This is a genomic window from Streptomyces sp. NPDC029836 (assembly GCF_055574495.1).
This window is the reverse complement of record NZ_JBVHZI010000007.1, coordinates 273070-300047: the sequence shown is the minus strand read 5'-3', so window position 1 is coordinate 300047 and position 26978 is coordinate 273070. Positions and strand designations below refer to the sequence as shown.

The 26978-nt window shown below is 72.4% G+C and carries 25 protein-coding genes and 2 tRNA genes; 5 read left to right on the top strand and 22 right to left on the bottom strand.

The genetic code is table 11. The annotated features are described in order from the left end of the window. Positions 1 to 9: 9 nt before the first annotated feature. The 14 genes from ACZ4XJ_RS22130 to pgsA all read right to left on the bottom strand — a co-directional run bounded on the left by ACZ4XJ_RS22130 (position 10) and on the right by pgsA (position 12567). Entirely contained in the window at positions 10 to 561 is a 552-nt protein-coding gene (locus ACZ4XJ_RS22130; RefSeq protein ID WP_362880214.1) for an adenine phosphoribosyltransferase, read from the bottom strand. Beyond that, positions 558 to 1619: a protein translocase subunit SecF gene (gene secF, locus ACZ4XJ_RS22125; RefSeq protein ID WP_362880212.1), complete on the bottom strand. Its 1062-nt coding sequence runs from the start codon at positions 1617 to 1619 to the stop codon at positions 558 to 560. The genes ACZ4XJ_RS22130 and secF overlap by 4 nt, the downstream gene beginning before the upstream one ends. A 3-nt stretch (positions 1620 to 1622) precedes the next feature. Next, entirely contained in the window at positions 1623 to 3452 is a 1830-nt protein-coding gene (secD, locus tag ACZ4XJ_RS22120; RefSeq protein ID WP_362880210.1) for a protein translocase subunit SecD, read from the bottom strand. Between the two features lie 151 nt (positions 3453 to 3603). Further along, positions 3604 to 4092, bottom strand: coding sequence for a preprotein translocase subunit YajC (gene yajC / locus ACZ4XJ_RS22115; RefSeq protein ID WP_362880209.1), 489 nt, complete (start codon positions 4090 to 4092; stop codon positions 3604 to 3606). Between the two features lie 164 nt (positions 4093 to 4256). Continuing rightward, complete coding sequence (gene ruvB, locus ACZ4XJ_RS22110; protein WP_362880207.1) at positions 4257 to 5330, bottom strand: Holliday junction branch migration DNA helicase RuvB; 1074 nt, start codon at positions 5328 to 5330, stop codon at positions 4257 to 4259. Between the two features lie 53 nt (positions 5331 to 5383). Continuing rightward, the gene (ruvA, locus tag ACZ4XJ_RS22105; RefSeq protein WP_362880205.1) at positions 5384 to 6016 is read right to left on the bottom strand and encodes a Holliday junction branch migration protein RuvA; all 633 of its coding nucleotides are present in this window, start codon (positions 6014 to 6016) and stop codon (positions 5384 to 5386) included. Then, complete coding sequence (gene ruvC / locus ACZ4XJ_RS22100) at positions 6013 to 6543, bottom strand: crossover junction endodeoxyribonuclease RuvC (protein ID WP_362880203.1); 531 nt, start codon at positions 6541 to 6543, stop codon at positions 6013 to 6015. The genes ruvA and ruvC overlap by 4 nt, the downstream gene beginning before the upstream one ends. 111 nt (positions 6544 to 6654) lie before the next feature. After that, positions 6655 to 7407 (bottom strand): YebC/PmpR family DNA-binding transcriptional regulator, encoded by a 753-nt coding sequence (locus ACZ4XJ_RS22095; RefSeq protein WP_281205810.1) that lies wholly within the window; start codon positions 7405 to 7407, stop codon positions 6655 to 6657. A gap of 57 nt (positions 7408 to 7464) precedes the next feature. Beyond that, entirely contained in the window at positions 7465 to 8055 is a 591-nt protein-coding gene (gene pdxT, locus ACZ4XJ_RS22090) for a pyridoxal 5'-phosphate synthase glutaminase subunit PdxT (protein WP_362880201.1), read from the bottom strand. Positions 8056 to 8063: 8 nt separating this feature from the next. Beyond that, positions 8064 to 8981, bottom strand: coding sequence for a pyridoxal 5'-phosphate synthase lyase subunit PdxS (gene pdxS / locus ACZ4XJ_RS22085; protein ID WP_362880199.1), 918 nt, complete (start codon positions 8979 to 8981; stop codon positions 8064 to 8066). Positions 8982 to 9128: 147 nt separating this feature from the next. Then, entirely contained in the window at positions 9129 to 9671 is a 543-nt protein-coding gene (locus tag ACZ4XJ_RS22080; RefSeq protein WP_362880198.1) for a LemA family protein, read from the bottom strand. A 75-nt stretch (positions 9672 to 9746) separates the two neighbouring features. Further along, positions 9747 to 10919, bottom strand: coding sequence for a glycosyltransferase family 4 protein (locus ACZ4XJ_RS22075; RefSeq protein ID WP_468497099.1), 1173 nt, complete (start codon positions 10917 to 10919; stop codon positions 9747 to 9749). After that, on the bottom strand, positions 10916 to 11884 hold the full coding sequence (locus tag ACZ4XJ_RS22070; RefSeq protein ID WP_362880194.1) for a phosphatidylinositol mannoside acyltransferase: 969 nt from the start codon (positions 11882 to 11884) through the stop codon (positions 10916 to 10918). The genes ACZ4XJ_RS22075 and ACZ4XJ_RS22070 overlap by 4 nt, the downstream gene beginning before the upstream one ends. Further along, complete coding sequence (pgsA, locus tag ACZ4XJ_RS22065) at positions 11884 to 12567, bottom strand: phosphatidylinositol phosphate synthase (protein WP_362880193.1); 684 nt, start codon at positions 12565 to 12567, stop codon at positions 11884 to 11886. Before pgsA ends, ACZ4XJ_RS22070 begins: the two co-directional genes overlap by 1 nt. Before the next feature lie 243 nt (positions 12568 to 12810). Here pgsA and ACZ4XJ_RS22060 point away from each other — a divergent pair, with 243 nt between their 5' ends. Continuing rightward, positions 12811 to 15015 carry an elongation factor G-like protein EF-G2 gene (locus ACZ4XJ_RS22060; RefSeq protein WP_468497098.1) on the top strand — a complete coding sequence of 735 codons (2205 nt, stop codon included), beginning with the start codon at positions 12811 to 12813 and terminating at the stop codon, positions 15013 to 15015. Between the two features lie 178 nt (positions 15016 to 15193). Next, complete coding sequence (locus ACZ4XJ_RS22055) at positions 15194 to 16867, top strand: hypothetical protein (RefSeq protein WP_468497097.1); 1674 nt, start codon at positions 15194 to 15196, stop codon at positions 16865 to 16867. 134 nt (positions 16868 to 17001) lie between these two features. On the opposite strand, the gene ACZ4XJ_RS22050 is transcribed toward ACZ4XJ_RS22055, so the two are convergent. Both ACZ4XJ_RS22050 and thrS read right to left on the bottom strand, forming a co-directional pair. After that, positions 17002 to 17562, bottom strand: coding sequence for an HIT family protein (locus ACZ4XJ_RS22050; RefSeq protein WP_362880188.1), 561 nt, complete (start codon positions 17560 to 17562; stop codon positions 17002 to 17004). 80 nt (positions 17563 to 17642) lie between these two features. Next, complete coding sequence (thrS, locus tag ACZ4XJ_RS22045) at positions 17643 to 19619, bottom strand: threonine--tRNA ligase (protein ID WP_468497096.1); 1977 nt, start codon at positions 19617 to 19619, stop codon at positions 17643 to 17645. Positions 19620 to 19827: 208 nt separating this feature from the next. Between thrS and ACZ4XJ_RS22040 the strand changes: the two genes are divergently transcribed. Continuing rightward, positions 19828 to 20301: a GNAT family N-acetyltransferase gene (locus ACZ4XJ_RS22040; RefSeq protein ID WP_468497095.1), complete on the top strand. Its 474-nt coding sequence runs from the start codon at positions 19828 to 19830 to the stop codon at positions 20299 to 20301. A 36-nt stretch (positions 20302 to 20337) separates the two neighbouring features. Here the strand turns inward: ACZ4XJ_RS22040 and ACZ4XJ_RS22035 are convergent, their stop codons facing one another. Both ACZ4XJ_RS22035 and ACZ4XJ_RS22030 read right to left on the bottom strand, forming a co-directional pair. Next, a complete protein-coding gene (locus ACZ4XJ_RS22035) occupies positions 20338 to 21558 on the bottom strand; it encodes a hypothetical protein (RefSeq protein WP_468497094.1) in 1221 nt (406 codons plus the stop codon). Then, positions 21558 to 22136: a DUF4365 domain-containing protein gene (locus tag ACZ4XJ_RS22030; RefSeq protein WP_468497093.1), complete on the bottom strand. Its 579-nt coding sequence runs from the start codon at positions 22134 to 22136 to the stop codon at positions 21558 to 21560. The genes ACZ4XJ_RS22035 and ACZ4XJ_RS22030 overlap by 1 nt, the downstream gene beginning before the upstream one ends. A gap of 221 nt (positions 22137 to 22357) precedes the next feature. Here ACZ4XJ_RS22030 and ACZ4XJ_RS22025 point away from each other — a divergent pair, with 221 nt between their 5' ends. Beyond that, complete coding sequence (locus tag ACZ4XJ_RS22025) at positions 22358 to 23083, top strand: 3'-5' exonuclease (RefSeq protein WP_362880181.1); 726 nt, start codon at positions 22358 to 22360, stop codon at positions 23081 to 23083. 77 nt (positions 23084 to 23160) lie between these two features. Here the strand turns inward: ACZ4XJ_RS22025 and ACZ4XJ_RS22020 are convergent. After that, a tRNA-Val gene (locus ACZ4XJ_RS22020) sits at positions 23161 to 23232 on the bottom strand. Between the two features lie 38 nt (positions 23233 to 23270). After that, complete coding sequence (locus tag ACZ4XJ_RS22015; protein ID WP_362880179.1) at positions 23271 to 23744, bottom strand: SRPBCC family protein; 474 nt, start codon at positions 23742 to 23744, stop codon at positions 23271 to 23273. A 130-nt stretch (positions 23745 to 23874) separates the two neighbouring features. Here ACZ4XJ_RS22015 and ACZ4XJ_RS22010 point away from each other — a divergent pair, with 130 nt between their 5' ends. Beyond that, positions 23875 to 26229, top strand: coding sequence for an SCO7613 C-terminal domain-containing membrane protein (locus ACZ4XJ_RS22010; RefSeq protein ID WP_468497092.1), 2355 nt, complete (start codon positions 23875 to 23877; stop codon positions 26227 to 26229). A gap of 67 nt (positions 26230 to 26296) precedes the next feature. Here the strand turns inward: ACZ4XJ_RS22010 and ACZ4XJ_RS22005 are convergent. Both ACZ4XJ_RS22005 and ACZ4XJ_RS22000 read right to left on the bottom strand, forming a co-directional pair. Then, positions 26297 to 26368 (bottom strand) — tRNA-Val (locus tag ACZ4XJ_RS22005). A gap of 57 nt (positions 26369 to 26425) precedes the next feature. Beyond that, complete coding sequence (locus ACZ4XJ_RS22000; protein WP_362880176.1) at positions 26426 to 26863, bottom strand: TIGR02611 family protein; 438 nt, start codon at positions 26861 to 26863, stop codon at positions 26426 to 26428. Positions 26864 to 26978 lie beyond the last annotated feature (115 nt).

The following is a 26978-nucleotide window of genomic DNA, read 5'->3' as shown; positions in this document are numbered from 1 at the left end:
CGGGTGGGCTCAGACCACGATCAGGGCGTCCAGCGGGGCGCCCGCCAGGGCGTCCGTGAGCCGGGCCCGGCCCGGCAGGAACGACAGTTCCATCAGGACCGCGACGCCCGCGACCTCGGCGCCGGCCCGCCGGATCAGCTCCAGCGAGGCTCCGGCGGTGCCGCCGGTGGCGAGGACGTCGTCGATGACCATGACCTTGTCACCGGCGGTGAGGTCCTCCGCGTGGACCTCGATCTCCGCGGTGCCGTACTCCAGCTCGTAGGACTGCGCGAGCGTGGCGCCCGGCAGCTTTCCGGCCTTGCGGACCGGTACGAAGCCGATGCCCGACTGCACGGCGACCGGGGCGGCCAGGATGAACCCGCGCGCCTCCAGGCCGACGATCTTGGTGGCGCCGTAGCGGACGGCCAGCTCCGCCAGCGCGTCCGTCAGGGCCGCGAAGGCCTTCGGGTCGGCCAGTAGCGGGGTGATGTCCTTGAACATCACGCCCGGCTTCGGGTAGTCCGGTACGTCCTTGATCCGGCTGATCAGCAGCTCGTGGACCTCGGGGGAACAGGAGGTCACCGGCGCCGCCTCCCCTGGCCGCCGGAGACGGGCTCGGAGGAGTCGCCGGCCTCGGCGCCCTCGTCCCCGTCGAGCGGCTCGCCCTTCGCCGCGGCGGCCGCGCGCTTGGCGAGGACCCGCTTCTTGAGGGCCTTCATCGCCGGCTCGCGCTCCTTCAGGTCGACGACCAGCGGGGTCGCGATGAAGATCGAGGAGTACGCGCCGGCGGCGAGGCCGACGAACAGCGACAGCGAGATGTCGTTGAGCATGCCCGCGCCCAGGAAGCCGCCGCCGATGAACAGCAGGGCCGCGACGGGGAGCAGGGCGACGACCGTGGTGTTGATCGAGCGGACCAGCGTGCCGTTGATGCTGCGGTTGGCGATCTCGCTGAAGGTGAAGCGGGTCTGCTTCGTGATGTCCTTCGAGCCCTCCTTCAGACCGTCGAAGACGACGACGGTGTCGTAGAGGGAGTAACCGAGGATGGTCAGCAGACCGATGACCGTACCCGGGGTGACCTCGAACCCGACCAGCGCGTACACGCCGACCGTGATGGTCAGGTCGTGGATCAGGGCGATCAGCGCGGCGACCGCCATCCGCCACTCGAAGGCGATCGCGAGGTAGATCACCACGAGGATCATGAAGATGGCGAGGCCGGTCCAGGCCTTGTTGGCGATCTGCTCGCCCCAACTCGGTCCCACGAGGTCGGCGTTGATGTCGGCCGCGTTGACCTTGAGGTCGGTGGCGAGCTTGCCCTTGACGTCGGCGGCGGCCGCGGTGTCCAGACCGGAGATCTGGATGCGCATGCCGCCGGAGCCGAGCTCCTGGACGATCGCGTCGTGGCCGGAGATCTTCTCCGCGGCCTCGGTCGCGTGGGCGACGGTGGCGGTCGTCTTCGGCGTGGTGAAGACGGCACCGCCCTTGAACTCGATGCCCATGTTGAGGCCCTGGACGGCCAGGGCGACGATCGCCGTGATGGTGATCAGGATGGAAACGCCGTACCAGAGGAAGCGCTTGCCGACGAAGTCGTAGCCGACCTCACCGCGGTACAGCCTGGCGCCGAGATCTCCCAGCTTCGACATCTCTCACGCCTCCTTTGCGTCGACGGGGGCGGGGACGGGACCGGTGCGGCGGGATCCGCGCAGCGGCGGCTTGGCACCGAGCCGCTTGGGGTCGAGCCCGGACCACGGGTGACCGCTGGAGAAGAACTTCGTGCGGGCCAGCAGCGTCATGATCGGCTTGGTGAAGAGGAACACCACGACCACGTCGAGCAGGGTCGTCAGACCCAGTGTGAAGGCGAAACCCTGCACCTTGCCCACCGTGACGATGAACAGCACCGCGGCGGCGAGGAAGGACACGAAGTCCGACACCAGGATGGTGCGCCGGGCACGCGGCCACGCGCGCTCGACGGCCGGACGCAGGGTGCGGCCCTCGCGGATCTCGTCCCGGATGCGTTCGAAGTACACGATGAACGAGTCCGCCGTGATGCCGATGGCCACGATGGCGCCGCAGACCGCCGGCAGGTTGAGGGCGAAGCCGATGCCCTTGCCGAGGAGCGACATGATCGTGTAGGTCAGCACCGCGGACACCAGGAGGCTGATGATCGCGATGAAGGCCAGACCGCGGTAGTAGACCAGCAGGTAGATCACGACGAGGACGAGGCCGATGGCGCCGGCGATGAGACCGGCCCTCAGCTGCTCGCCGCCGAGCGCGGGGGTGACGGTCGTGACGCTGTCCTCCTGGAAGGACAGGGGCAGGGCGCCGTAGGACAGCATGTTGCCCAGGTCCTGGGCGCTCTCCTGGGTGAAGCCGCCGGAGATCTCGGCGTTGCCGCCGGTCAGCGCCTGGCTGACGGAGGGGTCGGAGATGACCTTGCCGTCGAGGACGATGGCGAACTGGTTCTGCGGGGACTGCTTGGTGGCCAGCTCGCCGGTGATCTTGGCGAACTTGTCGGCGCCCTTGTCGGTGAACTGCATCTGGACGATCCAGCCGCCACCGCGCTGCGTGTCGACGACGCCCTTGGCGTCCTTGACGTCCTGACCGTCGACCTGGGCCGGACCGAGGACCCACTTGAACCACTGGGTGTCACGCTGGCCGCAGGCGACCATCGAGTCCTCGGGCTTGGCGCCCTGGGCGGCCGCGGTGCGCTGGGCCGGGTCGGTGCAGTCCAGTGCGGCGAACTTCGTCTGCAGGTCGGCGACGGCGGGGTCCACCGGCGGGGCGCTCGCGTCGGGGGACGCGGAGGGCGACCCGGACGGGGCACCGGAAGCCGAGGGGGTCGCCTTGTTGTCGTCTGCCTTCTTCGACCCGCTCGCCGAGGGCGAGGGGGTGGGCGCGCTGGGGGCCTTGAGGGCCTCGCTGAGCGCACGGCCCTGGGAAGTGGCGCTGGACGACGGGGTGGCCGGGGCGGACGGCTTGCCGCTGCCCTCGGCCTTCGGCGGAGCGGAACCGCTCGTGGAGGGGCTCGGGGAGCCGCTCGGAGTGGCCTCGGGGGCGATCGGGGCGCCGTCGGCGACGGCGAGCACCGGGCGGAAGTAGAGCTGCGCGGTGGTACCGACCTGCTCGCGCGCCTGCTGCTCGTTCACACCCTTGGGGATGTTCACGATGATGTGGTCGGTGCCCTGCGTCTGGACCTCGGCCTCCGAGACGCCGAGACCGTTGACACGGCGGTCGATGATGCCGACCGCGGTGTTCATGTTGGTCTCGTTGATGGCGTTCGGCTTGCCGGGCTCGCTCTTCGCCTTGAGCGTGATGCTCGTACCGCCCGCGAGGTCGATGCCCAGGCGGGGAGTGGTCTGCTTCGAGAGGAACATCCCCGCGGTCAGCGCCACCATCGCGATCAGGATGAGAGCCAGGGCGCGCCCCGGCCTCCCCTGAGCCCCCGTGGGCCGCCGGCCCTTCTTCGGTGCTGCCACCTTGTCGTTTCTCCCTGTCCAACCGTCCCGCGCCGGGTCAGCGCGCGGACGGCCACGAAATGTGTGGTGGGGACCCCTGCCCCCCGCAGAAGTTCACTACGGGTACCGCGGCGGTCGCCGGTCGGGCGCCACCGCGGTTCCCGGCCCGGTGCTACTTGGCGCCGGGCTCGCCGTCCTTGGGCTCGTCACCCTTGGGCTCGTCGCCCTTGCCCAGGTCGAGCTTGGGGGCGTCGGTGACGTCCGTGGACGCGTCCTTCGACAGATCGGCCTTGGGCTGGTCCGTCGTGGGGGCGTCGGTCCCGGTCAGCGAGGAGGCGTCGTCCGGCACGACCGGCGTGTCGTTCGTCGGATCATCGGTGATTCCGTGGACGATGCGGTTGTACTCCTCGTCCTCCAGGACGGCGCCGATGGAGTTCTTCGCGTAGATCGCGTGGACACCGGGAGCCACCTCGAGGGTGACCGTGTCCTCACCGATCTCCTTCACCGTGGCGTACATGCCGCCGATGGTGCGGACCCCGGTGCCGGGCGTCATTTCGTTGCGCATCTGCGCGGCCGCCTGCTGCTTCTTCTTGGCGGAACGGGTCATCAGGAACATGGCCCCGATGAGCACGATGAACGGGAGGAGTGTCACGAGATTCACGGGACGGAGATCCTTCGCACGACCGTACGGACGACGGCCTTCTTCTACGGGGGTGGGCACGCCGACCCGAAGGGTCGGCATCGGCGGAGTCTAGGCGAGTCCGCACCGATGGAACAACGCCCAGCATGGCACCGCAGTTCCTGACCGGTCGAACCTCCGCGCCGTCAGGCCCCGAACAAGCCCTGTTGTCCGCTTGATCCACTCGCGCCGTGCTGCGGGGGTACGAGCCCCAGGTGGGCCCATGCGGCGGGGGTCGCGACCCGCCCGCGGGGCGTCCTGGCCAGCAGGCCCTCCCGGACCAGGAAGGGCTCGGCGACCTCCTCCACCGTCTCCCGTTCCTCCCCGACCGCGACCGCGAGGGTGGAGAGGCCGACGGGACCGCCGCCGAACAGCTTGAGCAGGGCCTCCAGCACGGCCCGGTCCAGCCGGTCGAGACCGCGCGCGTCCACCTCGTAGACCTGGAGGGCCGTTTCGGCGACCGAACGGTTGATCACCCCGTCGGCCCTGACCTGGGCGTAGTCCCGGACCCGGCGCAGGAGCCGGTTGGCGATGCGGGGGGTGCCGCGGGAGCGTCCGGCGATCTCGGCGGCGCCGGCGGTGTCGATCTCGACGTCGAGGAGGCGGGCCGAGCGGTGGATGACGCGTTCCAGCTCCTCGGGGACGTAGAACTCCATGTGCCCGGTGAAGCCGAAGCGGTCGCGCAGCGGCGGGGGCAGCAGCCCGGCGCGGGTGGTGGCGCCGACGAGGGTGAAGGGCGGGAGTTCCAGGGGGATGGCGGTGGCGCCGGGGCCCTTGCCGACGATGACGTCGACGCGGAAGTCCTCCATGGCCATGTACAGCATCTCCTCGGCGGGCCGGGACATGCGGTGGATCTCGTCGAGGAAGAGGACCTCGCCCTCCTGGAGGGAGGAGAGGATCGCGGCGAGGTCGCCGGCGTGCTGGATGGCGGGGCCGGAGGTGATCCGGATCGGGGCGCCCATCTCGGCCGCGATGATCATGGAGAGGGTGGTCTTGCCGAGGCCGGGCGCGCCCGAGAGCAGGACGTGGTCGGCGGTGGCGCCGCGCTGCTTGGCCGCCTTGAGGACGAGGTCCAGCTGCTGGCGGACCTTTTCCTGACCGACGAACTCGCCGAGGTCCTTGGGGCGCAGCGCGGCCTCGACGGCCGTGTCCTCCCCGTCGGCGGCGGAGGCCACGATGCGGGCCTCGTCCTCGGCGGTGCTCTCGTCGTCCCAGTTCACGGTGTCGCTCTGCCTTCTCGGTATGCGCTGTGGTCGGTCGTACGCGGCTGCGGTCAGCGGGCGCGGTTGAGGGACTGGAGGGCCGCGCGCAGCAGCTGCGGGACCGGGGCGGAGCCGCCGGCGGCGATGGCGGCCTCGGCCTGCGGGGTGACGGCGTCGACGGCCTCGTCGGCGTCGCGGGAGGCGTAGCCGAGGCCGATCAGGGCGGCCTGGAGCTGTTCGCTCCAGGGGGCGGGGCCGGTGGCCGCGGCCCGCTGGGCGCCGACGAGGCCGCCGGAGCCGAGGGGGGAGCCCAGTTTGTCCTTGAGCTCCAGGAGGAGCTTCTGCGCGCCCTTCTTGCCGATGCCGGGCACGGCCGTCAGGGCCTTCTCGTCGCCGGTGGAGACGGCGAGGCGCAGCGCGTCGGGGCGGTGCACGCCGAGCATCGCCTGGGCGAGCCGGGGGCCGACCCCGCTGGCGCTCTGGAGCAGCTCGAAGACCTGGCGCTCGTCGTCGTCGGCGAAGCCGTACAGGGTGAGCGAGTCCTCCCGGACGACCAGGGAGGTGGCCAGTCGGGCCGGCTCGCCGAGGCGCAGGGCGGCGATGGTGTTCGGCGTGCAGTGGACGGCCATGCCCACTCCCCCGACCTCGACGACGGCCAGGGTGGGGGCGAGTGCGGCGACGGGGCCGCTGACGAAGGCGATCATCGGGTACGGCCTTTCGAGGCGTGCAGGGCGACCGCCTGCTGGAGGCGGTTCTGGGCGGGAGCCCGCCAGATGTGGCAGATGGCGAGGGCGAGGGCGTCGGCGGCGTCGGCCGGGCGGGGCGGTTCGGCGAGCCGCAGCAGGCGGGTCACCATGGCGCCGACCTGCGCCTTGTCGGCCCGGCCGGTTCCGGTGACGGCGGCCTTGACCTCGCTGGGGGTGTGCAGGGCGACGGGGATGCCGCGCCGGGCGGCGCACAACATGGCGACGGCGCTGGCCTGGGCGGTACCCATCACGGTGCTGACGTTGTGCTGGCTGAAGACCCGTTCCACGGCCACGACCTCGGGCCGGTGCGCGTCGAGCCATTCCTCGATGCCCTGTTCGATGGCGACGAGCCGCAGTCCCAGTTCGGCGTCCGCCGGGGTCCGTACGACACCGACGCCGATCATGGTCAGGGGGCGGCCGGCGACGCCCTCGACCACGCCGACGCCGCACCGCGTCAACCCCGGATCCACGCCGAGTACTCGCACCGCGTCCCCCTCCCTCGCTCACCCGTCCGCGTCCGTGCAGGTTAGCGGGCGCCACTGACAAAGCGACGGGCCGACGGGGTGTGTCCCCGTCGGCCCGTCGCTGGTGCCCGGTCAGGCGTCGACCTGCTCCATGACCTCGTCCGACACGTCGAAGTTGGCGAAGACGTTCTGCACGTCGTCGCTGTCCTCCAGCGCGTCGATCAGCTTGAAGATCTTGCGCGCGCCCTCTTCGTCCAGCTCGACCTGCATGGTCGGCAGGAAGTTGGAGTCGGCCGAGTCGTAGTCGATGCCGGCCTCCTGGAGGGCGGTACGGACCGCGACCATGTCGGTGGCCTCGCTGATGATCTCGAAGCTCTCGCCGAGGTCGTTGACCTCTTCGGCGCCGGCTTCCAGCACCGTCTCCAGGACGTCGTCCTCGGACAGCTCGCCCTTGGGCAGCAGCACGACGCCCTTGCGGTTGAACAGGTACGAGACCGAGCCCGGGTCGGCCATCGAACCGCCGTTGCGGGTCATGGCGACGCGGACGTCGGAGGCGGCACGGTTGCGGTTGTCGGTGAGGCACTCGATGAGCACCGCGACCCCGTTGGGGCCGTAGCCCTCGTACATGATCGTCTCGTAGTCGGCGCCGCCGGCCTCCAGGCCGCCGCCGCGCTTGACCGCGGAGTCGATGTTCTTGTTCGGGACCGAGCTCTTCTTGGCCTTCTGGATGGCGTCGAAGAGGGTCGGGTTGCCATCGATGTCGGCGCCGCCCATACGGGCCGCGACCTCGATGTTCTTGATCAGCTTCGCGAAGAGCTTGCCGCGCTTGGCGTCAACCACGGCCTTCTTGTGCTTCGTCGTAGCCCATTTAGAGTGGCCGGACATCTGCCTGTCTCCTTCGCGTCACCAACAGTGTTCGCCTCAGATCCTACCGGGACGCCGTTACGCCGCCGCGCGCACCATGTCGACGAAGTAAGCGTGGACGCGGTCGTCGCCGGTCAGTTCGGGGTGGAACGAGGTGGCCAGCACGTTGCCCTGTCGGACGGCCACGGTGTGGCCCTCGTACCTGGCCAACACCTCGACGGCGCCGCCGACGGACTCGACCCACGGGGCGCGGATGAAGACGCCCTCGACGTCGCCGCCCGCTATGCCCGCGAACTCGATGCGCGCCTCGAAGGACTCGTTCTGCCGACCGAAGGCGTTGCGGCGCACGATCATGTCGATGCCGCCGAGCGTCTCCTGGTCGTCACGACCGTCCAGCAGCTTGTCGGCGAGCATGATCATCCCGGCGCAGGTGCCGTACACGGGCATGCCGGCGCGGACGCGCTCGCGCAGCGGCTCCAGCATGCCGAACAGCACGGCGAGCTTCGACATGGTCGTGGACTCGCCGCCGGGGATCACCAGGGCGTCGACCTCGGCGAGCTCCTCGGGACGCCGGACCGGCCTGGCCACGGCGTCCGCCGCGGCCAGGGCGATCAGGTGCTCCCGTACGTCGCCCTGGAGTGCCAGGACACCAATCACGGGGTTGGTCATGGCAGTGACTACCAGCCGCGGTTGGCGTAGCGCTCGGCCTCGGGGAGGGTGTCGCAGTTGATGCCGACCATGGCCTCGCCCAGGTTGCGGGAGGCGTCCGCGATGATCTTCGGGTCGTCGTAGAAGGTGGTGGCCTTCACGATGGCGGCGGCCCGCTTGGCCGGGTCGCCCGACTTGAAGATGCCGGAGCCGACGAAGACGCCCTCGGCGCCGAGCTGGCGCATCAGCGCGGCGTCGGCGGGGGTGGCGACGCCACCGGCGGAGAACAGCACGACCGGGAGCTTGCCGAGCTCGGCGACCTCCTTGACGAGCTCGTACGGGGCGCGCAGCTCCTTGGCGGCGGCGAACAGCTCGTTGTTGTCGTAGCCGCGCAGGCGGGCGATCTCGTTCTTGATCTGGCGCAGGTGACGCACGGCCTCGACGACGTTGCCGGTGCCGGCCTCGCCCTTGGAACGGATCATGGCCGCGCCCTCGGCGATGCGGCGCAGGGCCTCGCCCAGGTTGGTGGCACCACAGACGAAGGGGGTGGTGTACGCCCACTTGTCGGAGTGGTTGACCTCGTCGGCCGGGGTCAGGACCTCGGACTCGTCGATGTAGTCGACGCCGAGGGACTGCAGGACCTGCGCCTCGACGAAGTGGCCGATGCGGGACTTGGCCATGACGGGGATCGAGACGGCCGCGATGATCTCTTCGATCATGTTGGGGTCGGACATGCGGGCCACGCCGCCGTCCTTGCGGATGTCCGCGGGGACCCGCTCCAGGGCCATGACGGCCACGGCGCCGGCGTCCTCGGCGATCTTCGCCTGCTCGGCGTTGACCACGTCCATGATCACGCCGCCCTTGAGCTGCTCGGCCATGCCGCGCTTGACGCGGGAGGTGCCGATGGCCGACTCAGCGGACTGGGGGGAGGGGGGAAGCGTGCTCACGGGTTGACCTCACTCGAAAGGAAGACGGGTGCTACTCCACTGAGAAAACCCCACCGACCAGGCCACGGCAAGGGCCAATGTGGAGCCGGTGGCCTCTCCATTTGTCCCTCGCGGCTCTAGGAGGTGTCCCCGGAGGAGCACGCGGTCCTACGCCGGCCGGTCCGCGAGGTACGCCGGAGGTTCGTCGTCCATTTCGAAGGCGAGCGGGAACGGGGCGTGTCCCGCCAGCCGGAACCAGCGCACCTTGCGGTGTCGACGCAGCGCGCGGGCCGCCCGTACGGCGTCGTTCAGGAACCGCCGCGCCATCGGCACCCGGCGCACCGCCGCCGCCAGCTCCTCGGCGGCCGCCTCGCCGCCCGGGGCTGCCTTGAGCACCTCGACCTGGTCGGCGTCCGCGAACACCGCGCGCAGCGCCTGGCTGAGCTCGCTCTCGGCGACCTCGCGGTGCTCCTCCTCGGCCTGCCGGGCGGCGTGCGCGGCCTCGTACATGACGAGGGAGGACGCGGGGTCCAGCACCCCGGAGGTAGCCACCTCCACCACCACCGAGGCGCGTCGCACGAGCTGCGCGTCGAGTGCGGCCCGAGCGGCGTCCATCCGCGTGTGCAGCCGGTCGAGACGGCCGGCGGTCCAGCTGAGGTAGACGCCGACGACGCCCAGCGCCACGGCGATCCAGACAAGGTTTTCGATCACGGGCCGCGACACTACCCGCCCGCGCCCCACCCCCGCTCCCCCCCGCCTCGGCTGACGGGCCGCCCGTAAGACGCCCTAGGAGGCTGTGGTGTCCCGGGAGAAGCCCAGGCGGGTGCGCAGGGGGATGCGCTCGTCGGCGGCGACCGCGGCCGCGCCGTCCGTGACGGTCTCGTAGACGGCGAGGATGTCCGCGCCGACCGTCGACCAGTCGAAGCGGCGTACGTGCGCGGAGCCGCGGGCGCTCAGTTCGGCCCGCCGGGCCGGGTCGCGGAGCAGCGCGACGGCCGCGTCGGCGAGGGAGGCGGGGTCCTCGTTCGCGAAGAGTTCGCCGGCCGCGCCCTGGTCCAGGACCTGCGCGAACGCGTCGAGGTCGGAGGCGAGGACCGCCGCTCCCGCGGACAGGGCCTCGACCAGGATGATCCCGAAGCTCTCGCCGCCGGTGTTGGGCGCGACGTAGACGTCCACGCTGCGCAGCAGGCGGGCCTTGTCCTCGTCGGAGACCATGCCGAGGAACTCGACGCGCGAGCGCAGCTCCGCGGGCAGGCCGGCGACCGCCTCCTCCTCGTCGCCGCGGCCGGCGACCAGCAGCCGTACGTCGGGGCAGGCCTCGACGATCCGGGGGAAGGCGGCCATGAGCACGGGCAGACCCTTGCGGGGTTCGTCGATGCGGCCGATGAAGCCGAGCGTCTGCCCGCCCCACTCCGCCTTGGGGTCGGCGTCGGCGAAGAAGTCGACGTCCACCCCGTTCGGAATGACCACGGCGTCCCCGCCCAGGTGCTCCACGAGGGTGCGCCGGGCGTACTCGCTGACCGCGATCCGCGCGCTGATCTTCTCCAGCGCCGGCTGGAGGATCGGGTACGCGGCGATCATGGCGCGGGAGCGCGGGTTGGAGGTGTGGAAGGTGGCCACGATCGGCCCCTGCGCGGCCCAGCAGGACAGCAGCCCGAGCGAGGGGGAGGCCGGCTCGTGGATGTGGATGACGTCGAAGACCCCGTCGTGCAGCCAGCGCCGTACGCGGGCGGCCGACAGGAAGCCGAAGTTCAGCCGGGCGACCGACCCGTTGTAGGGCACCGGCACCGCCCGTCCCGCCGAGACCACGTAGGGCGGCAGCGGGGTCTCGTCGTCGGCCGGGGCCAGCACCGACACCTCGTGCCCCAGCCGGATCAGGTGTTCCGCCAGGTCACGGATGTGGAACTGGACTCCGCCCGGGACGTCCCACGAGTACGGGCACACGATGCCGATCTTCACTTCGCGCGCTCCTCGGAGTCGGCCGGGGCGGCCCGGTCGGTGCGGCCCGGCACGTCCGGTACGTCGGCCCGCTCCTCCAGGTCGTCCAGCCAGAGCCGTTGCAGCATGTGCCAGTCCTGCGGGTGCGCGGCGATGCCCTGGGCGAAGGCGTCCGCGACGGCCTGGGTCATCGTGGCGGTCTTCTCGATCCGGGTTCCGGTCCCCGGAACCGGCACCTCGGGGTGGATCCGGCCGAACATCACCGGCGATTCCCCGTAGTGCAGGGTCGCCGGGAGCAGCACGGCGCCCGTCTGCTGGGCCAGCAGGGCGGGACCGGCGGGCATGCGGGCGGTGGCGCCGAAGAAGTCCACCTCGATGCCGGAGGACGAGAGGTCCCGGTCGGCGACGAGGCAGACGAGCCCGCCGGCGCGCAGCCGGCGGGCCAGGGTGCCGAAGGCGGCGCCGCCGCTGTGCGGCAGGACCTCCATGCCGAGGCTCTCCCGGTAGGCCACGAAGCGGTCGTAGAGCGATTCGGGCTTGAGCCGCTCGGCGACCGTGGTGAAGGCGACGCCGATGTGGCCGATGGCCCAGGCCCCGGCGAGGTCCCAGTTGGCCAGGTGGGGCAGCGCCACGACGACCCCGCGTCCGCTGGCGAGGGCGTCGCGCAGCAGGTGCTCGTCCTGGAACCGGACCTCCGTGCCGAACCGCTCGGGGTTCATCGTCGGCAGCCGGAAGGACTCCATCCAGTAGCGCATGTACGAGCGCATGCCGGCCTTGGAGAGTTCCCGCAGCCGCTCGGGCGAGGCGTCGGGGACGACCCGGGCCAGGTTGGACTCCAGCCGGAGCACGCTCTTGCCGCGGCGCTTCCACACCACGTCGGCGATCTTGCGGCCGAGGGCGACCGCGGCCGGTTCGGGGAGCTTCTTCACCCCCGCCCAACCGAGCCCGTAGAGGCCGTCGACCAGCTTGTCCCGCGCCGTGCCCATCAGGTGGTACCGCTCTCGGTGGAGGAAGGGGGTCCGGCGGCGGCCTCGGCCGCGTCGGCCTCGGCGGCTTCCCGGCGTACGGTGACCACCCGCTGGATCAGGGTGACGAGCGAGCCGACGGCGACGACCCACAGCGCGATCGGCAGCAGGACGCCGATCCACGAGGGCACCCCGAAGGTCTCCAGGCCGGACAGGCCGGCCGCGACCAGGGAGATCACCAGCCGCTCGGCCCGTTCGATGAGCCCGTTGACGGCGACGGGGAGCCCGATCGACTCGCCGCGGGCCTTGGTGTAGGAGACCACCTGGCCGCTGGCCAGGCAGAAGATGGCGACCGCGCAGAGGACGTTGTCGTGGCCGGCGCCCGCGTACCAGAGCGCGAGCCCGCCGAAGATCGCCGCGTCCGCCACCCGGTCGAGGGTCGAGTCGAGGAACGCGCCCCACCGGCTGGAGACGCCGGCCTGGCGGGCCATGTTCCCGTCCACCAGGTCGGAGAAAACGAAGAGGGTGATGGTGATCGTGCCCCAGAAGAACTCGCCCCTGGGGAAGAAGACCAGCGCGCCGGCCACCACGCCGGCGGTGCCGATCAGGGTGACCGCGTCGGGGCTCACCCCCCGACGGAGGAGGAACGCGGCGAACGGCGTGAGAACACGCGTGAAGAATGCACGCGCGTACTTGTTCAGCATGGCCTTCCCGGAGGGTCGCTGGGCCGCACGGCCACCACGGCCACCGGCTGGCCCATCGTAGCCGGCGCCCGGGGCCCGCACGGCCGCGCACCCACCGGTTCGCTCCCGGCGATCCGCCCGGAGGGTCCGGTTCACGCCACCGGCCGGCGAGGGTACGACGTATGGACGCAGTGTGACGCCGGTGCAAAGCTCGAAGGACCCCGATCACCCCTCCTCACCGCGACACCGGGAGGCACGAGCACCATGGGAGCCACATCACACCAAGCCGGGGCCGCCGGCAGGGCACTGACGGCCGACCGCCCCGCTTCCGTACGGAACGTCGTGCTGGTCGGCCACAGCGGCGCCGGGAAGACCACTCTGGTCGAGGCGCTGGCCCTGACCGCCGGGGCCGTGAACAGGGCCGGGCGGGTCGAGGACGGCACCTGCGTCTCCGACCACGACGAGATCGAGCAGCGCCGGCACCGGTCCGTGCAGCTCTCGCTGGTGCCCGTCGAATGGGCCGGAATCAAGATCAACATCCTGGACACTCCCGGATACGCCGACTTCGTCGGGGAACTCAGGGCCGGTCTGCGCGCCGCGGACGCGGCCCTCTTCGTCGTCTCCGCCTCGGACGGCATCGACGGGGCCACCCGGATGGTCTGGGACGAGTGCGAGGCCGTCGGCATGCCGCGCGCCATCGTCGTCACCCATTTGGAGGCAGCCCGGGCCGACTACGCGCAGATGACCGACGTCTGCGGGCAGATCTTCGGCGCGGACGACCCGGACGCCGTCGTCCCCCTGTACCTGCCGCTGCACGGACCGGCCGGCGTCGACGGCCACAGCCCCGTCACCGGCCTGCTGGGCCTCCTGTCCCGGCGCGTGTACGACTACGCCTCGGGCGAGCGCGTCGAGCGCGATCCGGACCCCGCCGAGCTCGCCCTCATCGACGCCGCCCGCTCCCGCCTCATCGAGGGGATCATCGCGGAGAGCGAGGACGAGGGCCTCATGGACCGCTACCTCGGCGGCGCGGACCTCGACCTGAAGACCCTGGTGGACGACCTGGAGCGGGCCGTCGCCCTCGGCGCCTTCCACCCGGTCCTGATGGCCGCCCCCGCCGCCGACGGCGCCCGCCAGGGCCTCGGCACCGTCGAGCTCCTCGAACTGATCACGGGCGGCTTCCCCACCCCGCTGGAACGCGCCCCGCTCACCGTCACCGCCCCGGACGGCTCCCCCCGCCCCGACGTCGGCTGCGACCCCGACGGCCCGCTGCTCGCCGAGGTCGTCAAGACCTCCTCCGACCCGTACGTCGGCCGCGTCTCCCTCGTCCGCGTCTTCTCCGGCACCCTGCGCCCCGAGCAGGCCGTCCACGTCAGCGGTCACGGCCTCGCCGACCGCGGTCACGCGGACCACGACCTCGACGAGCGCACCGGCGCCCTCACCTCCCCCTTCGGCAAGCAGCAGCGCATTCTCGGCCACTGCATCGCGGGCGACCTGGCCTGCGTGGCCAAACTCACCCGCGCCGAGACCGGCGACACCCTCTCCGCCAAGGAGGCCCCGCTGCTGATGGAGCCCTGGCGGATGCCGGAGCCGCTGCTCCCCCTCGCCATCGAGGCCCACAGCAAGGCCGACGAGGACAAGCTCTCCCAGGGACTCGCCCGGCTGGTCGCCGAGGACCCCACGATGCGGCTGGAGCAGAACCCGCACACCCACCAGCTCGTCCTGTGGTGCCTCGGCGAGGCCCATCAGGACGTCGCGCTGGAGCGGCTGCGGAGCCGCTACGGGGTCCAGGTCGACCCCGTCGCCCACAAGGTGACCCTGCGCGAGACCTTCGGCGCCAAGGCCGCCGGCCGCGGCCGGCACGTCAAGCAGTCCGGCGGCCACGGCCAGTTCGCCATCTGCGAGATCGAGGTCGAACCGCTGCCGCCCGGCAGCGGCATCGAGTTCGTCGACGAGGTCGTCGGCGGCTCGGTCCCCCGCCAGTTCATCCCGTCCGTGGAGAAGGGCGTCCGCGCCCAGGCCGCCCGCGGGCTCGCGACGGGCCATCCGCTGGTCGACGTACGGATCGTCCTGCGCGACGGCAAGGCGCACTCCGTGGACTCCTCCGACGCCGCGTTCCAGACCGCGGGCGCCCTCGCCCTGCGCGAGGCCGCCGCCGGCACCTCGATCCAGCTCCTGGAACCCGTCGCCGAGGTCGACGTCCTCGTACCGGACGAGTACGTCGGCCCGATCATGAGCGACCTCGCCGGTCGGCGCGGTCGCGTCGTCGGCACCGAGCAGGCGGGCGCCGGGCGCACCCGGGTGCGCGCCGAGGTCCCGGAGATCGAGATCGACCGGTACGCCGTGGACCTGCGCTCCGTCTCGCACGGCACGGGCCGGTTCACGCGGGCGTACGCCCGGCACGAACCGATGCCGGCACCGATCGCGGACAAGCTGCGCGAACAGGCGGAGAAGGGAAGCCGTCTGACATAGCGCCAGGGCGACCGCCCACCCAACCGGCTTGCGGTGGGCGGTATTTCCCTGTCCCATGACCATGCGGTGACGTCCGCCGATAAACTCGTCCGCGCGGCGGGGAACACGAGCGACGAGCACGGCACGGAGCCGGGCGCGGTACGACGAAGAGCACAGTGGCACGGCGATGGGGGCAGCGGTGGCGGACGACGGATTCGACTTCAGGCCCGGGGCACAGATTCCTCTCCAGGGGGGCGGCGGCCAGACCGCGGCCACCAACGCGTTGGCCTCCGCCGCGTACCGGGACGGCGGCAAGGACACCAAGCTGTCCTCCATACTCGGGGCCAACAGCGAGCTGCACCCGGCCTCGGTCAAGGAGGCGAAGCTCTCCCTCTTCGAACCGAACCTCGGCGAGGCCTTCTGCCGGGCCGTGGAGGCCCGCACCCTGGGCGCCGGCCGCAAACCCCTCATCCAGTCCTTCGGCGCCGACCCGCAGACCGTCGTGGAGCACTGCCTGGCCGCCTCCCGCATCCGCAAGGACCGCGACCGCCGGCTGCGCATGATCACGCTGGTCTGCGGGGTGCTGTTCCTCCCCGGAACGCTGCTGTGGGTGGGCCTCTTCCAGCTGCGCAAGTCCCTGTCTAAGGGCGGCGGGAAGACGAGCTGGATCGGGACCGCGCTGCTCGTCGCCATCGCCCTGTTCGCCGCGATCCTGCTGTACCGGGTGATCAAGCGCGAGCCCGGCAGCGGCTTCCTGGAGCTGTACCTGCTCGGCTCGCTCGCCGCCCCGGTCATCGGCTGGTACCTGGCCCGCCGGATCTGCGAGAACACCGCCGCCGACCTGCGTTCGCGCTGGGACGGCCTGCTCGGCGGCGGGGGCGTCGCCGCGAAGATCCCCGACGCGGTGCCCGGCAACCCCGACGAGAAGGCCCGCGAGGACCTGCGCCGCCAGCTGGCGAAGCTCACCGCCGAGGACCGCAGCAACTCCGTGTTCTACGCCGGCCCCAAGGGCATACTCGGCATGGGCACCCGGTGGGGCAACTGGCAGATGGCCGAGGAGCTGACCCCCGCGACCGAGGGCCACGAGATCCACCCGTTCCGCAGCTGGGACGTCATACGTGCGATCGACACGCAACTGCGCAAGCTGGAGCGCGGCCCGCTGCACACCGGCGGCTTCCCGGCGGCCTCGATCCAGCACTGGGTCGTCACGCCCGTCGGCGAGGGCGCGGCTGAGGTGGCCCGACCGACCGGCGAGAACGTCGACACCTTCCTGATCAAGCCGCACGAGATCACCCGCATCTGCAACGAGCAGCAGTTCAGCGCCGGCAACCGGCACTACCTCGGCATCCAGTACCCGCTCTGGGACGGCCAGCTCGTCATCACGATGCTGGTCACCGTGACCGTGCTCTACAAGACCCTGCGCGTGGACGTCACCGCGCACGCCCTCGGCCCCGTCCACGGCCTGTTCACCACCAAGTCCAAGGCCCCGGTGGTCGAGGTCCCCAAGTCGGTCCGCTTCTGGGAGACCGTGGAGCGTCCGCTGCGGCTCGTGGACGCCTCCGAGGTCGTACGCCTGGCCGTGCGCGCGCCCCTGACCTGGTACCCCCCGCTGCTGGACCACTTCGGCGGCAAGCTGGTGCTGCCCGAGCCCTTCGGCCTGCGGCACGTCTGGGCGGGCTCCATGTGGCGCCACCGCTTCATGGCGGACGACGCGCTGCGCACGGTCGCGCCGGTGCTGCGGGCCGTGCACGCGGCGACGTTCAAGGTGCTGGAGGAGAACGGCGTCGACACCGAACGCTTCACCAACCGTTCCTCGATCATGAGCGGCATGATCCAGGAGCCCTCCCCCCGCAAGGCGGACGTGTACGAGTAAGTACGCCGGCGGCGACCCGCGCGGCCCGGCCCGAGGGGCAGGCAGGGACGGTCCTGACGGAGGTCGACGAGAAGATCGCGGCGGCCCCGCGGATGCCCCCGCCGGGCCCGCCCCCTTCGTACCGCTGCCGTCGGCTAGTCGACCGGCCAGGCGTCCGCGAGCATCTGCCGGGTGTCCGCGAGGAGTTGCGGCAGCACCCGGGTGTGCCCCACGATCGGCATGAAGTTCGCGTCCCCGCCCCAGCGCGGCACGACGTGCTGGTGCAGGTGCGCCGCGATGCCGGCGCCGGCGGCGGCTCCCTGGTTCATGCCGATGTTGAACCCGTGCGCCCCGGAGGCCTTGCGCAGCGCCGTCATGGCCCGCTTCGTCAGGTCCCCCAGCTCGGCCGTCTCGGGGCCGTCGAGCTCCGTGTAGTCGGCGACGTGCCGGTACGGGACGACCAGCAGGTGGCCGCCGTTGTAGGGGTACAGGTTCAGCACGGCGTACACGTGCTCCCCCCGCGCCACGATCAGCCCGTCCTGGTCGGACATCGCCGGCAACCCGCAGAAGGGACAGCCGTCCCCGGCCTCCGGGCCGGTCGGCTTGTTCTCCCCTTGGATGTAGGCCATCCGGTGAGGCGTCCACAGACGCTGGAACGCGTCCTGCGTGCCCACTCCGCCCTGCTGCTCCGGCTCAATCGTCATGGGATGCAGCATATGACCTCGCCCGCACGTACGAGGAAGGCCCCCGGAAAGTGATCACTTCCCGGGGGCCTTCGGTGCCTTCGCGCCGTGGATCAGACCTGGACGCGGTCGGCGACGACCTTGGCCAGCTTGGCCAGCGCCTCGTCCTTGGCGATGCCGTTCTCCTGCGAACCGTCGCGGTAGCGGAAGGAGACGGTGCCCGCGGCCATGTCCTCGTCACCGACGATGACCATGAACGGGACCTTGAGCTTCTGATGGTTGCGGATCTTCTTCTGCATGCGGTCGGAGGAGGCGTCCACCTCGACCCGCAGGCCCTGCTTCTTCGCCTCCGCGGCGAATTCCCGCAGGTAGTCCACGTGCCCGTCGCCGATCGGGATGCCGACGGCCTGGACCGGGGCGAGCCACGGCGGCATGGCGCCCGCGTAGTGCTCCAGCAGGACCGCGAAGAACCGCTCGATCGAGCCGAACAGCGCGCGGTGGATCATGACCGGGCGCTGGCGCGAGCCGTCCGGGCCGGTGTACTCCAGGTCGAAGCGCTCCGGCAGGTTGAAGTCGAGCTGGACGGTCGACATCTGCCAGGTGCGGCCGATGGCGTCACGGCACTGGACGGAGATCTTCGGGCCGTAGAACGCGGCGCCGCCCGGGTCCGGGACCAGGGGCAGGCCCTGCTTCTCGGCGACCTGCTGGAGGACGGCGGTGGCCTCCTCCCAGGCGTCGTCCGAGCCGACGAACTTCTCCGGGTCCTTGGTGGACAGCTCCAGGTAGAAGTCGGTCAGGCCGTAGTCGCGGAGCAGGTTCAGCACGAAGGTGAGCGTGCGGTCGAGCTCCTCCGCCATCTGCTCACGGGTGCAGTAGATGTGCGCGTCGTCCTGGGTGAAGCCCCGGGCGCGGGTCAGGCCGTGCACGACGCCCGACTTCTCGTACCGGTACACGGTGCCGAACTCGAAGAGGCGCAGCGGCAGTTCGCGGTAGGAGCGGCCGCGCGCATCGAAGATCAGGTTGTGCATCGGGCAGTTCATGGGCTTGAGGTAGTAGTCGGTACCACCGTCGAGCTGCATGGGGGGGTACATGCCCTCCGCGTACCAGTCCAGGTGGCCGCTCTTCTCGAAGAGGGCGCCCTTGGTGGCGTGCGGGGTGTAGACGAACTCGTAGCCCTCCTCCTCGTGCCGGCGGCGCGAGTAGTCCTCCATGGTCCGGCGGATGATGCCGCCGCGCGGGTGGAAGACGGCGAGGCCGGAGCCGATCTCGTCCGGGACGGAGAAGAGGTCGAGCTCGTTGCCGAGCTTGCGGTGGTCGCGCTTCTCGGCCTCGGCGAGGAATTCGAGGTGGGCCTTCAGTTCCTCCTTCGACGGCCAGGCGGTGCCGTAGATGCGCTGGAGCATCGGGTTCTTCTCGCTGCCGCGCCAGTAGGCGGCGGCGTTGCGCATCAGCTTGAACGCCGGGATGGTGCGGGTGGTGGGCAGGTGGGGACCGCGGCAGAGGTCCTTCCAACACAGCTCGCCGGTCTTGGCGTCGAGGTTGTCGTAGATGGTCAGCTCGCCGCCGCCCACCTCGACGTTCGCGCCGTCGTCGGTCGACGCCGAACCCTTGATGCCGATGAGCTCCAGCTTGTACGGCTCGTCGGCGAGCTCCTCGCGGGCCGCCTCGTCGGAGACCACGCGGCGGGCGAACTTCTGCCCGCGCTTCTGGATCTCCTGCATCTTCTTCTCGATGACCTTGAGGTCCTCGGGGGTGAAGGGCTTCGCTACGTCGAAGTCGTAGTAGAAGCCGTCCCGGACCGGCGGGCCGATGCCCAGCTTGGCCTCGGGGAACAGCTCCTGCACGGCCTGCGCCATGACGTGCGCGGTCGAGTGGCGCAGGATGTTGAGGCCGTCCTCGGAGGAGATCTCCACCGGCTCGACGGTCTCGCCGTCCTTCACCTCGTACGCGAGGTCCTTCAGCTCACCGGCGATGCGCGCGGCCACGATGGTGCGCTCGCCGGCGAAGAGCTCCGCCGCCGTAGTGCCCGTGGCCACCACGCGCTCGTCCCGCTCGGAATCGCGTTGGATGATCACACGGACGTCTGACACCGGTCTCTCCTGACTCAGGGGGTGCGCGAGCGAACACTGCGCGCCTGAATCGTACCGAGCCGAGTGCCCGCGCAGCGAAACGGTTAACGGGGCGTACGCGGCGGGCGGCCCCCGCCGGGGTCGCCGGCGCCCTCGGGCGGCGGCCCTGGGTAGCGTGGGGGCCGCCCGCATCCCGTCCCGCCCGCCTCCGAAGGGAACCCGACCCCGCATGCCGAACCCGCTCGTCCGTGCGCTGGACCTGGCCGACGAGGCCACCGCCGCCTCCGTCCACCGCATCGGCCGCGCCTCCTACGCGGTGGAGGCCGACCTGATCGGCTTCGACGGCATCCCGGCGCTGCGCGAGAGCCTGCGGGAGATGCGGGAGCGTCCGCTGCACTGGCTGGGGGCCGTGTCCGACGACGGCTCGATCGCGGGCTTCCTCGCCTGGGCGCCGGAGTACGACGCGGTCATCGGGGTCGACCGGCTGTGCGTGGACCCGACGTGGTTCCGCCGGGGGATCGCCTCCCGGCTGATGCGCCACCTGCTGACGGAGGCGTTCCCGGACCACACGGTCGAGGTGTGCACGGGTGCGGCGAACGCCCCGGCCGTGGCCCTGTACGAGGGCCTCGGCATGGTCCGGGGCGCGGACTTCGCCCCGGTCCCGGACCTGCTGATGGCACAGTTCACCCGGCCCGCGCCCTGACGGTCGCCCGCGCCACGTCCGCGCTACTCGTCCGCGCTACTCATCCGAAGGCAGCACGTCCTGCGGGTCGAAGGCCGCGTCCAGGGACTTCATCAGCCGGTCCCGCTCGACCTCGTCCAGCGGGACGGGCGTCACGTCGGTGGCCCCGGTGAGCCTTCGGAAGCCACCGCGGCGTTGCAGTCGGCCGCTGACCCGGACGGGCAGTCCGACCAGGTGGGCGTGGCCCGCGATGCGGTACGCCTCCTCGTCGAGGGCGGCCCGTACGTACGGCACCTCCGCGCCCGCCAACACCCGCAACCGTACGGTGCCCCCTCCGCCGGCGGCCGAGCGGCGCATCCGCACCACCGCCCCGGTGACGCGGACGGCGACGGCCGGCTCGTCCCGGGTGTAGCGGTCGGCGGCCTCGCGCAGCACGGGCAGGTCTCCGGGCGAGAACTCGACCGGCTCGGGCCGGGCGGCGCACCCGGCGGGCACTCCGGCGGCGGGCGCCCAGGCCAGTGCGATGCGGACCCCCTCCGAGCCCCGCACCAGCGCGATGAGCGCGTCGGCGAGTTCCCGGCTGACCCCGGCGGCGACGGCCGCGTCGAAGGCCTCCATGCCGCCGGTGGCCCGTCGGTAGTCCACCGCTTCGCGGGCCGCGTGCAGGGCGTGGTGCAGCCGGGTCACCGGGCCGCGTCCGCCGCCGACCGGGACGTACGCGGTGAGCCGGCGGCCGCCCGGGGAGGGGCCCACCAGGACGCCGGCCAGGGTGCGTTCGGCCTGCGCGCGGTGGCGGGCTCCGTAGTAGCCGGCCCGGGCGCGGTCGGCGAGGGCCCCGGCCAGCAGCATCCGCCGGGCCGCCGAGCGCAGCTGTTCCTGCACGGTCCAGAGGGCCTCGCCCTGGCGGCCGTAGGGGCCCTCGGGGATGATCTCCCGCTCCCAGCGGACCTCGTCGCTGGGGACGCTCAGCCCGAACAGGACCTCCCGGGCCGACGGGAGGCCGCTGCGGGAGAGCGCCGTCAACGCCTCCTCCAGCAGGTCGGAACAGTCCGGGAAGGCGCGGTTCTCGGGGACGAGCAGGCTGGCGGCGCCGCCCGTCGGCCGGCCGGGCGGCGGGGTCCAGCGGCCGTAGCGGCCCGCCGCGCCGCCCCGCCGGAGCCAGCCGTGGCGGTGCAGCAGCGCACCGAGCACCTGGGGGTCGACCTGGGCGGGATCGGGCGCACCCGGTTCCGGCTCCGGGGAAGACAGCGGTTCGAGGTGCGGTGGCTGCCGGTTCATCAAGGTGTCCCTCCCGACCCGACCCGGGTCATGATCTCGCACAGCGCCCGGTCGTCGAAGATCCGCGTGGTCGGGATCCGTACGGTGGTCCGGCGCCGGCCGGTCACGGGGTGTCCGGCGAGGTTGGTCCAGTAGCAGCAGTGCCGCAGGTCCAGCCGCTCGTGGCCGGCGCCGATCCACTGGTCGCGCTCGCGCGGTACGAGCATGACGACGAGGATCTTGTGGACGGCGACCGGTGTGCGGGCCAGCTTCACCAGGTGTTCGTTGTCGAGGGTGAACCCGAAGGTCTCGCCCGCCGGCCTCGGCGGCACCTGGTAGGTGGCCTTCAGTTGCACCTTGACGGTCACTTCGTCGTCGACGACGTGTTCGGGTGCGCCGTGGCTGACGTGCCAGTCGATGCCGTTGTCCGGAAAGGGCTGGGACAACGAGCAACCGGCAGCGGCGGCGACGGCGTGGAGGTAGCCCACCTGGAGCGTCTCCATGCAGGCGGTGGTGGCGAGCGTGCCGCGCAGCGGTCCGGTCGCGGGACCGGTCCGTGCCTGCAGCACCCCGCCCGGTTCGGGCTGTGCGAGCGCCATGGCCGGCTCCCCATGCCTTCCGGGCCCTGCCGTGAGTGGTGTCGGGGTGATGACCGGTCATGTGCGCGGTCCCCCAGTTCAGTTGTCTCCGCACCCGGGGGGCCGCAAACGGCGTACGGGGCAAACAGCCCGGGTATCACCGATGCGGGCGGGGGTGGCACGCTCCGAGACGACGGCGTCCGGGTGCTCCCCATCTGCCGACCGGGGACGAGGAGTTCGCCATGACGCGCTGGTACGAAGGCCCGCTGGCCTCATTCGACACGGAGACGACCGGAGTTGACGTCGAGCAGGACCGGATCGTGTCCGCCGCGCTCGTCGTGCAGGAGTGTGCGGGCGGCCGGGTCCGCACCACCCGTTGGCTGGTCAATCCCGGCATCCCGGTTCCTCCGGGAGCCACGGAAGTGCACGGCCTGACCGATGAGCACCTCCAGCGCCACGGCCGTTGGCCGGCGCCGGTGGTGGAGGAGATAGCCCGCGCCCTGGGCGAGCAGCAGGTCGCGGGGCGCCCGGTGGTGGTCATGAACGCGCCGTTCGATCTGACGCTGCTGGACCGGGAGTTGCGCCGGCACCGGGCGTCCTCGTTGTCCCGCTACCTGGACAGCAGGCCGTTGACGGTGCTGGATCCGCGGGTCCTGGACAAGCACCTGGACCGCTACCGCAAGGGCCGTCGCACGTTGACCGACCTGTGCGCGCACTACGGGATAGAGCTGGAGGGCGCGCACGACGCGTCGGCGGACGCGCTGGCGTCGCTGGAGCTCGTACGGGCGGTGGGGCGCCGGTTCGCGGGGAGGCTGGAGCGGTTGACGCCGGCCGAGCTGCACACGTTGCAGGCGGTGTGGCACGCGGCGCAGGCGCGTGGTCTGCAGGCGTGGTTCGCGCGTCAGGGGACGCCGGAGTCGGTGGATCCGCACTGGCCGCTGCGGCCGGAGCTGAACCAGGCCGCGTAGCCGGGTCGCGGGCCCGGCGCGACGGCGCCGTACATGCGGAAGGCCGGTCCGTCATCTGACGGACCGGCCTGTCCCGGTGGGCGATACTGGGATCGAACCAGTGACCCCTTCGGTGTGAACGAAGTGCTCTCCCGCTGAGCTAATCGCCCGGGAACGGACTGAACAATACAAGAGGCCCGGGGTCTGTTCAAACCGCTTCCGGCCCGGCCGTCAGCCGGGCCGCGAGACCGCGCCGGCCGGCCCGCATCATCAGGGCGTGGTTGAGCCGGAACAGCGGCCGGGCGGGCACCGAGAGTCGGCGCAGCAACGGTGCCCGGACGTCGACCTCCTGCTCGTACAGGGCGCGGGTGCGGCCGGCTCCGGGGCCGCCGCGCGGGCGTACGGTCCACCGGGCCCAGCCCTCGATGTCGCCGCGCAGGGCGACCTCCAGCACGCCCCGGGCGGGGTCGCGCAGCAGTCCGGTGAGGCCGACGTGGATGCCGTACGGGAGGACCGAGCGGATCAGGGCGTTGCCACCGTCCTCCCCGACGGGCTCGACCCGGCGGACCTGGGGCCACCAGGCGGGGTACTGCCCCGGGTCCTCCAGCAGGGAGAAGACGAGAGCGGGCGGGGCCGGCAGGTCCCACACGCTGCGGAAGCGGTAGTGCGTCCAGCGGTGCATGGCTCCAGTCTGGCTCGTCGGACGGCCTCGCGTGGGCGGTTCGGCGGACCCCGTTCCCCGGAGGTACTCAGGGGCGATCTGAGTACGCCCGCCCATGTCCTGATGCGGTGACGGGCGCCACACTCCGCGTATGAACACCCCCTTCCCGCCGGTGGCCCCGGCACTGCCGCCGGCCGAGGAGCTGGCGCTCATCGACCGCGAGCTGATCCAACTCGACGCCCGGCGGCACTACTTGCTGTCCCGGCGGAACTGGCTGATCGGCCTCCTCGCGCATCCCGCGCCCGCCGTGGCCGGTCCCCCGCGGCCGGTGGGGCCCGCGGCGGCGCCGGCGCGCGGCGCGCAGAACGTGTTGCTGACGCTGGGTGCGGTGCTGCTGGCCGTGGCCGCGCTGGCCTTCACCCTGGTGAGCTGGGGCTCGTTGGGGATCGCCGGGCGTTCGTTGGTGCTGGCCGCCGTGACGGGTGCCGCGCTGGCGGCTCCCGCGGGCCTGCTGCGGCGGGGGCTGCGGTCCACAGCGGAGTCGGTGGGGGCGGTGGGGCTGTTGCTGACGGTGCTGGACGCGTACGCGCTGCACGCGGTCGGGCTGCCCGGGGTCGACGGGACCGCGTACGCGGCGGGGGCCGCGGCGGCGCTGGCCGCGCTCTGGGCCGGCTACGGCGCGGCGCTGCCCCGGCTGCGGCTGCCGCTGCCGGTCGCGGTGCTGGTCGCGCAGGTGCCGTTGCCGCTGGCCGCGGTCGCGGCGGGGGCCGGGCCGTCGGGCGTCGCTTGGGCGGTGCTGGTGACGGCCGCGGCGGACGCCGCGCTCGCGGTGGCGGTGGCGCGGCGGTCGGTGCGGGTGACGGCGTGGGTGGCGGCTTCGTCGACGGGCGGGCTCGCGCTGTCGGCGGCCCTGGCGCTGTCCCTGGACGGTCCCGGGTCGGCCGGTCCGGCGCTGCTGCTGGCGGCGGGGGCCGCCCTGGGCGTGGCGGTGGCCTGGCGCGAGCCGCGGGCGTCGGCGGCGGCGCTGGTGGGCGGCCTGGCCGCGGTGGCGGCGGTCGGAGCGCTGGTCCCGGCCGGGCACGCGGCCCGGGGGGACATGTGGCCGGTGGTGGTGCACCTGGTGGCGGCGCTCCCCCTGCTGGCCGTCGTACGGGCGTCCGCGCTGCCGGCGCAGGTCCGGCGCGGCCTGCTGCGGGCGGCAGCCGGGGTGGCCGCCCTGGCGGCCCTGACCGCGGCGCCGACGGTCGCCCTGGCGGCGGCGTCCCGGGTCGGGGTGCTCGGCGAGGTGTGGGCGTCGACGTCCCCCGCGGCGGCCGGCTCCGGCGCGGGGGCGGCGGTCCCGGTGGCGCTGCTGCTGGTGGCGGGTGCCGGCTGGTGGGCGGCCCGGGAGCTGCGGCGCCCGGAGCCGGCGGTGGTGGCGGTGGTGGCCGGCTGGGCGGGGTCGTTCACGGCCCCGGTGCTGCTGGGGCTGCCCGTGGCGGCGGTCCTGGCGGCGCAGACGGCGGTGACGGTGGCTGCCGGGCTGCTCGCGCTGCGGGCGTCCCGCCGGGCCGCCGGTCCGACGGCCGCGGTGTGCGCGGCGGTGGGCGCGCTGACCGTGTCGCTGGGGGCGCTGGACGGCCGTGTGGCGACGTTCGCGGTGTTCGGGCTGCTGGGGGCCGGTGCCGCGTTCGCAGCGGCGTACGGGCCCGCCCGGGTGGCCGTACGGGCCGGTGGGGCGGCGGCGGCCGTCGGGTACGCGACGGCGCTCGCGGTGGCGCTCGCGGCGTTGGCCGGACTCGCGCCGGCCTGGTCGGGGGTGGCGGCGCTGGTGGCTCCGGCGGTGGTGGTGGCCCTGGCGGCGCGGCTCGGCCCGGTGCGGATCCCGGCGGAGTGCGCGGCGGCCGTGGCGGCGGCGGTGGCGGTGGCGCTCGCGGTCGGTGATCCGCCGGTGCTGGCGCTGGTGCTCGCCCTGGTCGGGGTGGTGTGCGCGGCGGCGGCGCTGCGGCCGGACCGGCGGCGCTGCGGTTGGGCGGCGGGCGCGCTGTTCGTGGCGGCGACGTGGGTCCGCCTGGGCGCCTCGGGGGTGACGGTGCCGGAGGCGTACGCGCTGCCCGTGTCGGTACTGGCCCTGGCGGTCGGGTTCCTGTCCCGCCGCAAGGACCCGACGGTCTCCTCCTGGCCGGCGTACGGGCCGGGGCTGGGGGCGACGCTGCTGCCGAGCCTGGTGGCCGCCTGGGGCGACGCGCACTGGCTGCGGCCGCTGCTGCTGGGCCTGGCGGCGCTGGCCCTGACCCTGGCGGGCGCGCACCGGCGCCTCGCGGCCCCGCTGCTGCTGGGCGGCGTGACGCTGGCGGCGGTGGCCCTGCACGAGCTGGCCCCGTACGTGGCGCAGGTGGCGGGGGCGCTCCCCCGGTGGCTGCCGCCGGCCCTGGCGGGCCTGCTGCTGTTGGTGGTGGGGGCGACGTACGAGAAGCGGCTGCGCGACGCCCGGCGGCTGCGGCAGGCGCTCGGCCGGCTCCGCTGAGCCGGCCGGCGGCGGGAACGACGAGGGCCCGGAGACTCTCGCGGAGTCTCCGGGCCCTCGGTCCGGGTGGGCGATACTGGGTTCGAACCAGTGACCCCTTCGGTGTGAACGAAGTGCTCTCCCACTGAGCTAATCGCCCGGACGCACCGCAAACATTACCGCATGTCAGCGGTGCTCCGTGACCAGCCGCGGCGGCCTACTGGTCCTTGATGTCCCAGGGCAGGACGAGCCCGTACTTCCACAGGTAGAAGCCGATCAGCGCGCCCGCGACGACGAGTCCCACGCTGGTCAGGATGATGTTGCGGCGCCGGACCCTGGGGTCGAGCGCCTTCTGCGCGGCCTCGCTCACCTTGCGCTTGGTCCAGCGCAGGACGAGGTGGGCCCAGGCGAACTCGGTGGCCCAGATCGCCAGGCCGGCGAAGATGGCCACCCAGCCGGGGCCGGGCAGGACGAGCATGGCGATGCCGGCCCCGATGACGGCCAGCCCGACGATGAAGACGCCGACCTGCCAGCTCAGGTGGAGGCTGCGGTTGGCCTTGATGAAGGCGGGCGCCTTCGACACGTGCGGCGTTTCCCCGGCGGGCGCCCCGCCGCCGGCGGACTCGTTGGTCTCGCGGTCACTCCCCGTATTCATGCCACTGAATCTACCGGAGCCCGAAGCACACGTGAACGCCGGTTTGGATCCGCCGTCCGAGGGACCCAGAGGTCCGCAAAACGGTCAGAGGGGTTTACAACGCCACCGTAGGTGG